A 13,614-nucleotide genomic window follows, 5' to 3' on the forward strand; every position below is an offset into this window, starting at 1 on the left:
GTCTGCGACCAGGAAACACTTTATCGCTTCAAAATTAGCGTTTATGTTAAGAAAGTTATCTCTCTTGTACATTGATTATAGGCGACTTTATACGTCTTCCCAGCATTAAGTCCCAGCCTACGAATGTTAAGTGGATTTAGGCGGAAATCGTTATTAAAAAGGTCCGGAATACGAACATAACGAAGCCGTAACCGCGTTGCACCGTGTTTCAAAGTTAGAAGAGCTCCCTCATCTAAGTAGTTACCCATCGAAATCGCCAGTCCGTCTCCAATTACGACGTTTCCTATCCTTGCCTTCGAACTGGAAGTCACCAATATGTTACGGACCGTCACTCGTTTACGACGCAAGGTTAATGTTTTGTTTGCAGGATTGTATGTCCCTATGAAGCGTGTGTCAGGTTTGAAGTGAAATGTTTTTGCTAGAGTCTTACTTACAGACATAAAGTTAGCACCACATTCACCTGAACCTTCTTGTATAACCGTCACCTTGCGAGCTATTGTTCCGCGACGCAGCGTTATAACGGCACCGTCAGGAATTATACTCAAATTGTTTTCAATGGCACCTCCACATTCTGTATTAAGAACTACTACCGGATTGGTTCCTGAGACGAAAACATCAATTTCTCCGGAAACTGTCTTTTGGACTTGCTTGATTTTTGTCGCCATAGAATTACCCTCCTTGGAAATTTCAAATTTTACTTCCAAGGATAAGGTATGCATTCTTACAAGGTGAGGCTTGGGTTTCATTTATGATTTCAATACCACATTTGTTTTAAACTGCCCGTTACTTCCCTCGGTATTAAGGGATTTTCTCACGTTTACTCGCTCATTCGCAGGATTACATCCCTCTTGGTAAAAGGATACTACGGTTTAGTAGTGGTTGTTGCACCACCGAACGGCCATGAAGGCATACGCAAATAGAGGATTAGCCTTAATTTCCTCATAAATCCATTTACTGCACGCATTCTCCACAATGCCCTCGGAGGTTCACCCTCCCATATCTCAACGGGTCTATGCCCTTACCTTCCTTCGTTACACCTATCCCAGGGGTGGAGGCCGATCAAGTTCAATATGCCCATTATGAGAATGTGAAGATGTTGGAGGATAATTAAGTGTTGAAGTGAAAGAAGCCAGCAAACACAATGGTTTGCTGGCTTTTCCGATTAAAAGATCCGCTGAAAAGTCAAAGTCTAAAATCCTGAAGAAGTCCGAACCGGCTCATTTCAAAATTTTTAAATCCAAGCTTTAAGGCCGGAGACTCCACTTTCACAGTGTAATCGTCATGCTCGGGATCGACGAATAAAGGATCGCCATAGGCCGAATTCACATCAAATCCAAGCTCCTGCCATTCCTCAAGAGTATACGTGTTGCTGCTGCTGCCAAGCGGTCGAAAATGAACAGTTGCGAGGAAATGTCCCAAATCGTTATAAAACAAGTTCCCGTCCATTTTTTCGACCCATCTGCCTTGTAAAGGAGGTCCAATAAATTCATATAGCTTCCCTTTGGAATCACCTTTTTTAAAATCGATATCGGTTTCTGGATTATCGAACTGGGAATTTGAAACAATTATGTTATATACAAATCTATCGTGATTTTCCTCATAACCGATGTGGATCCCAGGAGGATTCGCTCCGTTAACGAAAATGTTGTTTTCCACAGTTCGGTAATCCCCCTCGCGCAATTTAATGCTCACGCCGATGCAGAGATTGTTATAAATGTGATAGTTGGAAGAACCATCATCCAGATCGATACCCCAACCTTTATGATCTCTAAAGCGATTGTTCCTGATTATTACTGTCTGTTGTGCATCCCGCTTTACATCACCGGCGCAGTGAGAGGAAGGGCCGTGCGATTGATTCAAACACCAGAATCGGTCGCGTCCCCACGAATTAAACGGCCCGTGATCTCCAGTTTCCCGAACGGTATCGTGGATGTCATTGAATTCAATGACATGACCTCCCCATGTTCCATCATTAATGCAAATTGCCGCACGGGGCACGTTGAAGATATGATTATGGCTAACCGTATTCTCCTTACCAATCGACATGAAAACACCTGCTGTTTGCTTGCCGAATTTGCCGATATCACGGATTAAATTATTGCCTATCACATTCTTCGAAGAATAGGCACGATTACTGCCTAACGTGAGATGCTTCGAACCGACTAAGCAAATACCGCTTTCCCCAGCCTCCGTAATTTTGTTGCCATATAAGGTGTTTCCAAGATTATAGTTGCTTAAGAATATGGCATTCCCACCTACTGCGTCAAAAAAACAGTGCTCTACCACACATTGCTCACTGCCTTCGAAATAAACCGTTCCCCCTCGGTGAATCGTCCAATCTCCCAAGGAAGGGGCTTCATAAGCGTCAAGGAACGTCGTTTCCGTATGAGCAATCCGAAATCCGGATAGTCGAATGTGGTGAACAGGGGTTTCTTGGGAACCCTTGAATTGAAGCAACGTTTTCAGGAAAGATACTTCGACAACAACCTTCTGGATATCGACATGCTCCGGAGGCATCCAAAAGAGCTTCCCTTGCTCTCGATTCCAGTACCACTCTCCGGGGCTGTCCAATTCTTCAAATACATTCTCAATATAATAAAGCGATCGTTCATCGATACCCGTAGCATCTTCACCCTGCATGATATCGTTAATCTGATATCCACCTTTTCCCAAATAGACTGTGTTCGTTTCCCAATCAATATCCGAAACCTGCCACTGAAGGTTACCCCAATAATTCTTCGCGAAAATATGCACGATGGCTTCCTGAGGGTTGCTCCATCTCTTCTTAGTAAAGTTGGTAGGGTTAAACTTGAACTGCGTATGGGGCCACACGAGCTCAGTTGCAGCGGGGTGAAGCAACCCACTCTCTCTCGCACCTGATGAATCAGCCTTTGGATATCGCGCGCGAATTTGGCGCTTGCCATCGACAAATAACTGCGTAAAGCTTATTCCTGCCTCCGCCCAATCGGGTAGTTCACAGACAACAATCCCATCCCGATAAGGCTGCCATTCACCAACTACTCTCCGGCCTCCGCTCAATACCACCTTTTCCCCCGGATAAGCTTGATAAGTGATAACGGCACCTTCAAGGCCTGAATCCTCCGGCTCAAAAGTGAGCGTGCTATCAAGATAATAAGTCCCATCACGGACAAAAACAGTAAGCGGCCCGCTCACTTTATGTTTCAATTGCCTAATAGCCAGTTTAGCACGTTCTAACGTAGAGAATGGTTCTTCTATCGTTCCCGGATTCGCATCATTCCCGTTATTGCTTACGTATAAAGCATAGATTTCGTAAGACTTTTGCTCCATGATACGCCTCCATGTTGTATCTTATTGATAAACTACTGTTACTGCCCTGTTTCCTGTTTCATAAATTCCGTCGGACTGAAACCGGTTACATCTTTAAATACTCGGCTGAAGTAAAAGGCATCCTCATAACCCACCATGGATGCGACCTTCTTTAGCGCGATACCCGGACTGGCTGCCATGCATTCTTTCGCTTTGTCTATCCGCAGCCTTGTCACATATTTGTTCGGTGTAATTCCCTTACTCACTTTGAATACATGGCTCAAGTACGTTTCGTTATAGCCAAAAAGATCATAAAACATTTTATATGAAATAGGTTGAGTGAAATTGTCCTTCAGAAACTGTTCCATACGGTCAACAATTTCCGCGATGGATATGGTGAGAGAGGAAGTCCCTTCTGAATTCGCATAAACCATTTCAACAATACGGACATATCGTATATACAAGTCGTGATAGCTAGTCGAGCTGGAGACGATCTCTGAAATGTCATTGGAAAGATCATCGGTCCCCTTATAGTTCTTCTGCCAGTTGATCAGCTTCAAAATCAACTGCTGAAGCAAATGCTCAACTGCATCCTGCGTATATCCCTTGGTTTCCCACTCTTTCAACAGGCCTTGCAGATTCTTCTTGATCTCGTCAATTGGCATCCCATTAAATAGAGCTTCATATCTTTTCTCGAACTCATCTGTCATTATGAATGCTTTCGGTTTCGTCATTTCATCAACAAATAACCCTGAATGGCCAAATACGATTGTTTTGCTTAAAATGGTCCTAAGTTTTTTTATAGCTTTGGAAAGCTCTTTTACATGAAGTGTCATCTTCCCCACACTGATTTGCACGGGAACAACATCATTCATTAATCGTTTCTTTAACTCAAACGAGGCCGTTTCTATACGTTTTTTATCAAGATGATCCGCGGCCACTATGACAATTTTTTCATTGAAGGAGAATCCATTCAGCACCCAAAAGCGGACTTCTCCCAGCAGAGAATCCAATTGTTTCCGAAGATCCACTTGTTCCCAAAATTCGCGGCCTGGATGATCAAGATTTTGCGCAAAGTCACCGACATAGTGACCAGAACAAATAATCAACGGAATAAATTGCAGAGTACCGAAATCGATCTCCCGAAGGCCAGAATACTCCTCGAAATAAACCGCTTGGCTAAGTGCAGCTTGATCCTCTGCTGATTTTCTAGTATCTAAGGAAATCTTTAACCCCAGCAGCATGATTTGCAACTTTTCGATTTGAATTGGTTTTAGCAGGTAGTCAAAGGCATGGATACGCAGTGCTTTAACCGCATATTCAAAATCATTATGACCGCTCATAATGACGCATGCGACCTCTGGGTACTTTTGACGCACCTCTTCAAGAAGCGCAAGCCCATCGACGAAAGGCATGCGTATATCCGTCATGATGACATCAGGAACGTCATCGTACAGCATTTTCAAAGCATCTCTGCCATTACGGGCGACTGCGCTAACCTCAAATCCATAATTTCCTGTATCAATCAGATGTTTCACCGCGTATAAGATTGGCGGTTCGTCTTCTACCAGCATCAATTTGTACATACGCTCACCTCACTCGCCGATAGGTCCGCCAATAACTATAATGGCTCCGCCTTCTGTGGAATTTTGAAACTCAATCGTTTCCTGGCCTTTATAGAAAATACGCAGCCTCATAAACGTATTGATGATTCCGATGCCACCTTTGCTTTTGTCTAAAAAATCGCCAGCTTGCAGCAAATACCGGTCTTCGTCCATTTTGTCCTTTAATTGCCTGATCGCCTCGGCATCAAATCCTCTTCCGTTATCCTTTATTTCAATCGCCCATCGACCGTTCCCGACCGTTCCCTTCAACGTTAAGATCCATGGAGGTTCGACATCCTTAAAGGCATGGCGGAAAATATTTTCCACTAACGGCTCCAGTGTGAGCTTAGGAATTGGGACCTCCATCAATGCCTCATCCATGTCGATCTCAACTTGCAAATCATTCTCGAATCGTAGCGACATCAGCTTCAAGTAGTTTTGCATATGGATCACTTCAGATCGTAGAGTCGTTTGACCATTGTCCAAATCGATCGTATACCGCAACATGTCAGATAGATCGGCACACATTTGCATAACTTCGGTGTTACCCTTTTTGATGCCATAAGCTCCGATAACAGCAAGCGTGTTGTATAAGAAATGAGGATTCATCTGTGCTTGCATGGCCGACATATGAGCGCTCATCTCCCGTGAACGGGACTCCACCATAAGGTCCATTGTCCCCTTTACTTCGTCCAATAAATCCTGAAACGCTTGCGCAAGCAGAGTGATTTCATTCCTTTGGCCTGTATTGAGCCTAAGTCTTAGGCTATCCATATTGACCGATAAGACAGATTTTTTTAAACTCCGGATTGGCCGGGTAATATGCCTCGTGTATATATAGAGGATGATTAAGAAGATTACGAAAATAGAGAAATAGGTTACCCATGTCATCGTGCGCAAAATGGTGATCGGCCGTTCAAAATCCGCACTATCTTCCAGCATCAACATGCTCCAATCCACTTCAGCCAATTTGTTGAACGTCACGAGATAATTACGGTGGATTTTCGGATTTTCCACTTGATAATTCCCGTATTTTGCTGTGCGGAGATGATCATCATAGAGCCAATCGCCAATCGAATTGATGTCAAAATTGTGATAAATGAGTGTTTGGTTTTGGTCAAATATGGCGCCTTGGAGCACACGCGAATTCCCTTCCACGCCAAACAAAAGGTCGATCTGCTCTACATTGTAACTGACTTCTATGAGCCCTTGAATCTCGTAATTCATATTCCTCAATGGCCGAACGACGGAAAAAACAGTCTTTCCTTTTGAAGTCCACTCATCTTGGTGCGGCGGCAAGAAAAATTTGAAGCGCTCCGTCTGCATGGCTTCTTTAACGAATTCAAAATTCCGTACGTCGTTCTTCGTGATATTTTGCGTATCGCTTTGATTGCTGAAGTCTAAGAAATCATGATACTTGGAAACGATACTGATTCTACCATTTAATGACTTCAATGCGGTCAAGGAGAACAAATAATTTCGGATTTCTTCGCTAATCTGCGGGTATAGATCAAAATAATTTTCATCCTGCATATCAGGTATATTTTCCAACGCATTCATAATCATATCTGACGAGTTCACGGAGATTGTCATATTGTCAATTTGGCCCAGGAGAAGATCAAGCTGCTCTTGAATTTTTTGCGCGGTATGTTGCTGCGTTTCCACCACATTTTTTTCGACAATCGAACCTGTATATAAGTAAAAAAAACCGCTGGAAACGGAGAGCAGAACAAATGTAATAACAGAAAAAGAGATGAACAACTTATATTGGAATTGCATGCCTTTAAACACGGTATCACTCCAGATCGGGCGCGGTTTTACACCTAGTATAACATATCTATATCCAGAATTAGCCTTTTACCGCGCCTGCCGTCATACCAGAAACGATATACTTTTGTGCGAACAAATAAGCGATCACAACGGGCATGGAAACGATGATCATATTGGCTGAGACCAAGTGCCAGCTGCGGTTAAATTGCCCGTAAAAGTTATATACCGTTAGAGGCAGCGTCCACATCGATGATTTATTCACTAGGAAAAGTGGGTAGTAAAACTCGTTCCACACCCACATGAAGTTTAGTATGGCGACGGTAACCGTAATCGGAAGCAGCAGAGGCAGGATTACCTTATAAAACAAGGAAAACCCGATACATCCATCGATAATCCCCGCTTCATCTAACTCTTTGGGCACAGTTAACATAAATCCGCTGAACAACATCGTAGCAAAAGACATGAATAACGCTGTATACACCAGAATGACAGAAATATATGTTCCATAAATATGCAGAAATTGCAAAGTCTTAATGGTGGGCAGTGCTGCAAAAGGAGCGATTAAGCCAAGCGTCATCAAACTGTAAATTGCTCTATTCAGGGTACTTCGGTTCCTCATGATGGTAAAACTAAGGGTACCGCTAAGTATCACTATGAGCAGCACGGCACAACCGGTGATAAGTATGCTGTTCATTAACGCCCGTAACATTTTGCCTTGCACAAAGACAGTTTTATAGTTTTCAAAATAAAAGTGGTCAGGCAGCGAAATGCTGAGCTGACTGGCTTCACCAAGAGATTTGAATGAGGTCATGACCACCATTGCCAGCGGATAAAGAATGGATAAGCTCATTAACCACAAAATAACTTCCCAAATGATCGGATATCTCCTGCTTGTGCTCATAGTTCCACCTCTGTCTTTTGAGAAAACTTTTGATATGTGAAAGCTATTCCTACAAGAAGTAAGCAGAATACGAGATTAATCGCTGTGGATTGTGCATAACGGTCTTGCGAGAACTCATTGAGGATTAACGTGCTGAACGTTTCCGTATCATGACCAGGTCCCCCACCAGTAAGAATATACACGATATCAAACACCCTTAACCCGTAAATGATGCTTAATAGGATATTAATATGAATGGCAGGCATTAACAGCGGGATCGTCACGCTTTTAAATCGTTGCCAAGCACTTGCTCCATCAATCATCGCAGCTTCATAGTAATCCTTGGGGATTACTTGTAAACCGGCTAGGAGAATCACGACCGCATACCCCGTAGATCTCCATATTTCAGCTAAATTAATGACGAATAATGCAGGCAAGCGACGTCCCAACCATTCAGGTTCCCATTGTTCGAGTCCCACTTGTGTAACGAAACGATGGATGACACCACCTTGTGCATCAAAGATCGCATTAAATAACAGCCCGACAACCAATGCTGACAAAATGATAGGCATAAAATAGATGGTCCGAAGTAAATTCCTACTCTTGAGTTGCTGATTTAAAATAATGGCAATGATCAGACCAAAGCCGTTTTTCAAAATCGTCGTAATAAAAGTAAAGCTAATCGTATTCCAAGCAGCGCCGCCGAGTGATTTATTGTTTAAGATCTCAGTGAAATTGGCGAAGCCTACGAAATGTATACCTTCGACAAAAGGGTTCCAGTCCGTGAAAGCAAAGTAAAATCCCACTAGTGAAGGCACGATAAAGAACAACAAGTAGACGCCTAACGGGAGAAACGTTAAATATTGAGGATAGATACGTTTTAAGTTCATAGTCACTCACCTGACGGGCTTTATAATGAGGGAAGACCCTCTTCTAAGGTCTTCCCTAGGGATATCCTTACATTTAGAAACCAGGAATTTTTTGCGCTTTGGCTGCTTTGATGCGCTCGTCGTCCATTGCTTTTATCGCTTGCTCTACGCTTTTGCTGCCCAACATCAAATCTTGCAGTGGTTTCACCATTTCTACTTGGCTATAGCCGATTATGTTTTGTTGGACGGAAGCATTAATCAATTTATCGACGGAAACCTTAGCTTCTAAATATTGCGCTGTCGGTTTGTTCGACGATACGCTCTTGAAGTAGGTTTGCGTAGGCTGGTCTTTGTAAATTTCATTCAGATTCTCAGGCTTCGCCAAGAATTGAATGAATGCTTTAGCTTGCTCGACATTCTTGCTGTTCTTGTTGACGTATGTGGAGATTGCATTCGGGCCTTCATATGTGCCCTCATCATTAACTCCGAGGAACATCGGCATAAGGCCAAATTTACTGGATGCGCCTTTCGCTTTCGGTTCGATATCCGATTCCAGATACGTATCCCATGCATATACCATTGCGTATTTACCGCTCGTTAATGCTTCAGGTTGCCCATCCCAAGTATTTGTAGAGAATTTTGCTCCCAGATACCCTTTATCGACAAGCATCTTATACCATTCAACAAGGCTGTTCAACTCTTTGACATCAGCGAATTTCGTTTGGTTGGCATTTAGTTTATCTAGCAGATCAGGCTTTTTCTTTAGGACTGGATCGAAGCCGAATTGCGGCAGCAGCGGCCAAATATCCTTGAATGCCATGTAAATCGGCGTGATGCCGTTCTTCTTCAGGGTTTCGCATGCCGCTAAGAACTCTGCTTGTGTTTTTGGAACCGCGATACTATATTTTTGGAAGATTTCTTTGTTATACAACATGCCGCTTACGGAGCCTTCCCAAAGAGGTAATCCATAGATCTTGTTATTTACTTTTACTTGGGGGAGGACGAAATCTTTCAAATCGGCAGCCCACGGCTCAGCGCTCATATCCACGAAGTTTTTATCAGGCTGGATCGCAGACAGTTGATAACCACCGTAGTACATGACGAGGTCTGTCATTTCGCCTGTGGCGAACTTGGTTTTCATAACTTTTTCCCAGCTATCGATAGGAACTGCTTGAATATCCAGCTTATTCCCCGTTTTTTCCTCATACATTTTCCAAGCTTTTTGCGTCATTGGCTTATTGACCCAGTCTTGATTAGCCATTAAAGTCAATGTCACTTTTTCCACTGGTTTTTCAGGTGTTTTCGTTGCAGCCGCCGTGGCTGCTGGTGCAGCAGTTGCCTCCGGTGAAGGAGTTGGCGTAGTTGAACTACAGCCTGCAAATAAAGAGAACGTCATGAGACCGGAAATAAGTGAAAACAGCATTTTTTTATTTTTCATCGCTTGTTTATCCCCTTAGTAGCAATTTATAAAACGTTTTCATTTTACGAAGCATTGCCAGAGCTCTTTATGATTACCCGGAATAACCATACCCTTATACTAATCAATATTTATCTTTTGTGAAATAGAGCATTCATATGATTTGCATGGACGATCTTTAGAAAAATAAAACCTACGGAGACTCTTAGGAGGAGGATCCGTAGGTTTACTCAAAAAATCATTTTCTAGTAATAATGGCGTCTGAATCAGTTAGCTATTATCTGCCACTGTAGATCATTGCTTGTGCCATCCGTCCACTCCGTGACAGCAGTACCATCGGTTGAACTGCCCCCTTTAAGAACTTTACCATCGGTACGATTTTTGAATTTCCAATAACCGCCCCCCGCATCAATCTTTTGCCATTGCAGGTTATTGTTTGTTATATCAGACCACTCAGTGACAACGTATCCATCGGTTCCTCCACCGCCATTAAGCACTTTACCATCGGTACGATTTTTGATTTTAAAGTAACCATTACCTAGGTCAATAACCTCCCATTGGAGATTTGTGCTTATTACATCCGACCACGTCGAAACGGTACAACCATCCGTTCCGCATCCGCCATTAAGCACTTTGCCGCTGGTACGATTTTTAATCTTGTTATAGACTGGTCCTGAGGATGGAATGGAAAAGGCATCTACAAGCATATACTGACCGGTTTTTTTGACACCCTTTATAGTGTGCGTGCCATTAGTCAGACCCGTCTTGCTATAAACAGTCTGCTGCACAAGTCTGGTCGCATTGTAGGTACTCACAGTCTGCTGGAAAACATTATCGATGTAAATGTCCACATCACCCTGATCGCTATTTTTTTCAGTAATATAATTAACTCCAGTTCCCGAAAATGTGTATACAAAAGAGTCATTATCAGTCCCGGTATATCTAACATCATCTTGATAATCGCCTACAGCTCTACCGGAGCTAAGTGTCCAAGCACCCGTGTAAACGATGTTGGGATCCGAATTATTCACGGTTCCCGTGCCTCCTCCCCCCGCTGCATTTTTGACATCAGTGAGCACCTGAAGTGATGCCGCTGAAACCGTTCCGTTTTCCCACATCATCATATTAAAGGATAAAGGAACCTTGCGCGGGCTTGCGCTTTGATACCATCCTATCGATTGGGCACTACTAATTCCAGTATTTATCGACGTATTCGCAGAATGTACACCCCAATCCTGTTCCATCCTGAACATAGCTTGCTGTAATAAACCTTTTTGCGGTCCACTTGTGAATATCCCATTACCGCCCACAGGAGCACTGCCTGTTTGCACTTCTCCATGAACTTCTTCAGCAAAATAAACATCCTGAAAATCAGTAATTCTTGAAGCCACCCATGAATTGTATGAAATTAAGCGATTTGCATTCCCTGCACGTGCTGCGGCCCCCATTTGTTCAAAAGGACCAGGGTAATAAATCATTCCATCATCAAAGAACCATCCATCCAGATTTGTTCCATAACGGTTACCCATTTCAGTAATAATATTGATCCAATTGTTAAAAAACGTCGATCGATTGCCCGTTCCAGTCGTTGTAAATGTAGAAGGCCAGTTCTGATTCTGCCAAAAATTCGTTGAATTATAGCCTAAGTGACTGTCTTGCCCTGTATGATAATAAAGCATAAACTTGATTCCGACCGCATGTAAGGCGGTAGCCACATCGCCAATTAAATCCCGTGTGGAGGTACGGTTTCCATTACCTGTAATCGTATCTACAGTTGAAATCGGCGCATTAAGCTGGAAAGTCCACCAGCTTGCAGACCAGATCACATACTTCGCTCCAGTGTTCTGGACCATAGTCACAAAATTGGCGACATTAAAATCATTCGCTTGATTATCCAACGTTTTTGCAGCACCGGATTGAGGGTATCCCCAGCCGCCATATTGGAACATAAGACCATAACCTGAATTGGCGAGCCAAGTGGTATCTTTCTTGAAGCTTGCAATCCGTGACTGGTATGCCGCTAGATCGGAATTGCGTATAAGTTCAAGCGATTTAACGGACATTGCATGAGCTGTTCCCGTATTTCCTTCAAGCTTAAGCTGACTAGTCCCTGCAGGAAGTGAAATGGTGCCGGCATCTAATTTATCCCATCCAAAGTTATTCGTTGTAAAGTTACGAACGGTACCGGTTGAGACAACGGTTAATTTTAATGGCGTATTTGCGTTATTGCTCAGCAGCATATCCACATGATAAACGGCGGCAGTAGGCAAGTTTATCGTCCAGATCATATAGTCTGTTGTCCTGCCAAAAAAATTATTAACCCATGCATGCTTTGGTTGACCGTAATTATCAATCGTCAAGCTTGAATTGTGCTGTGCCGCCGCCGCCATTAAATAAACCAGATTGTCAGTCGTTGCCGTTTGATTGAAAACAATCGGATTTGGTCCTGCCTGAGGCACATCTGTGTCAGCATAGGAGACTGAAGAAAAAATGGGAATGAATGAAGCGAGCAAAAGTGCAATCATGATTCTTGAAATAAGCTTCCTAGTCATTAATATTTACCTCCTCTTTTTTAAGCGGTTTAGTGGATTCGGACCGGTTTGTGGAACCGTCGAATAGCCACTTCATTTACCCCGCTAGCGTGTATCATTATTGCCATGGCTCATTCGTTCGCGGATATTCGGGATTTGCTTCTTCCGTGTGATCACCTCCTATCCGCTGAGAATTGGTTACGCTTTCAATGAATCTTGTAATAACCCGAACTCATTCATCGGGAAGTTACGAAATCAAAGGCCAGAGCCGGAGATTCCGACTTCACGCGATAATCTCCGTTCCCGGTGCATTGTCCATGTCCAGCATAAGCGACTTCCCCTACACCCTTCTCAGAGCCCAACGTAATGCCGTTTTTTAACTGAATTTATAAAGCATATAACCATTGTCATCACAAAAATATTCGATTTTTGATTGAAAAAGGATGGACGAATGCTATTTTTCCCATAGACAATCCGTAGAATCACACTGTATAGATCGAGGACATCTTAGATTTTCTGCTTTTAGTCTTTCGGGATTGATAAAAACCAATATTAACTTTGGATCTCAATGTCGTGCTCTTTACACCAGTCAATTACTAATTCTTTAATCTTATTTTCTCTATACTTGTACCATTGTTTATCGACACCGTGTTCTAATAATCCATCTTTAAATCTCCGAAAAGCTCCTCTTCCTTGAATGGCTTCATACAATTCTTCTCGAATCCTCTGATCCTTTATACTCAGAATAAACTCCTCAATGATTTCATATTCATTGAATTCGTTTCTTAATGTGAAGTCGACGTAAACACCAACTTCATCCTCAATGATTCTAATTGCTTTTTCAATATTCTCCCTTTGCCATACAGGGAATTTTTCGAGAGGCTCTTCATCTTCAGCAGCCCCAATTTCTTCTCTCATTAATGTAATAACTTCGCCTGTCTTAGTGTTTATATAAGTAAAAGCATCATCAATTTGAAGTTCAATTTCACTGATTAAATCATCTATCTTTACTGATTTGTTACTCTTCATATGCCTTTGCTCCTTTTCCATATATACAAACATCATATCCAAAGAAACAAACAAAACTACCTATCCCCCATCCATAAAATAGAACTGCTCTAATGCTCCCATATCGTTTAACAAACGCGATAGTGAAGCTTACAAATTAGACAGTCAAGATGGATGCCAGAAACTGGATTCGAAGAACATCACATCGCTTTTCAACTCTTGCAGCGAACTGTTTTTTATTAAGGCC

The 13,614-nt window shown here is 42.6% G+C and carries 9 protein-coding genes; all 9 read right to left on the reverse strand.

Annotated features, from left to right (window positions below; all coding sequences use genetic code 11):
• Nucleotides 1-41: 41 nt before the first annotated feature.
• The 9 genes from AC58QC_RS15035 to AC58QC_RS15075 all read right to left on the reverse strand — a co-directional run bounded on the left by AC58QC_RS15035 (nt 42) and on the right by AC58QC_RS15075 (nt 13,388).
• On the reverse strand, nt 42-665 hold the full coding sequence (locus AC58QC_RS15035; protein ID WP_497415937.1) for a hypothetical protein: 624 nt from the start codon (nt 663-665) through the stop codon (nt 42-44).
• A gap of 517 nt (nt 666-1,182) precedes the next feature.
• A complete protein-coding gene (locus AC58QC_RS15040; protein ID WP_497415938.1) occupies nt 1,183-3,309 on the reverse strand; it encodes a right-handed parallel beta-helix repeat-containing protein in 2,127 nt (708 codons plus the stop codon).
• A 38-nt stretch (nt 3,310-3,347) separates the two neighbouring features.
• A complete protein-coding gene (locus AC58QC_RS15045) occupies nt 3,348-4,874 on the reverse strand; it encodes a response regulator transcription factor (protein ID WP_497415939.1) in 1,527 nt (508 codons plus the stop codon).
• A gap of 9 nt (nt 4,875-4,883) precedes the next feature.
• Nucleotides 4,884-6,683, reverse strand: a complete 1,800-nt coding sequence (locus tag AC58QC_RS15050) for a cache domain-containing sensor histidine kinase (RefSeq protein WP_497415940.1) — start codon at nt 6,681-6,683, stop codon at nt 4,884-4,886.
• 58 nt (nt 6,684-6,741) lie between these two features.
• Nucleotides 6,742-7,563, reverse strand: a complete 822-nt coding sequence (locus AC58QC_RS15055) for a carbohydrate ABC transporter permease (RefSeq protein ID WP_497415941.1) — start codon at nt 7,561-7,563, stop codon at nt 6,742-6,744.
• Nucleotides 7,560-8,432, reverse strand: coding sequence for a carbohydrate ABC transporter permease (locus AC58QC_RS15060; RefSeq protein WP_497415942.1), 873 nt, complete (start codon nt 8,430-8,432; stop codon nt 7,560-7,562). Before AC58QC_RS15060 ends, AC58QC_RS15055 begins: the two co-directional genes overlap by 4 nt.
• Before the next feature lie 73 nt (nt 8,433-8,505).
• Nucleotides 8,506-9,849: an ABC transporter substrate-binding protein gene (locus AC58QC_RS15065; RefSeq protein WP_497415943.1), complete on the reverse strand. Its 1,344-nt coding sequence runs from the start codon at nt 9,847-9,849 to the stop codon at nt 8,506-8,508.
• A 245-nt stretch (nt 9,850-10,094) separates the two neighbouring features.
• The gene (locus AC58QC_RS15070; RefSeq protein WP_497415944.1) at nt 10,095-12,380 is read right to left on the reverse strand and encodes an RICIN domain-containing protein; all 2,286 of its coding nucleotides are present in this window, start codon (nt 12,378-12,380) and stop codon (nt 10,095-10,097) included.
• Nucleotides 12,381-12,911: 531 nt separating this feature from the next.
• Nucleotides 12,912-13,388 (reverse strand): UPF0158 family protein, encoded by a 477-nt coding sequence (locus tag AC58QC_RS15075; RefSeq protein ID WP_497415945.1) that lies wholly within the window; start codon nt 13,386-13,388, stop codon nt 12,912-12,914.
• Nucleotides 13,389-13,614: the final 226 nt, after the last annotated feature.

The organism is Paenibacillus sp. J22P51, from assembly GCF_059692215.1.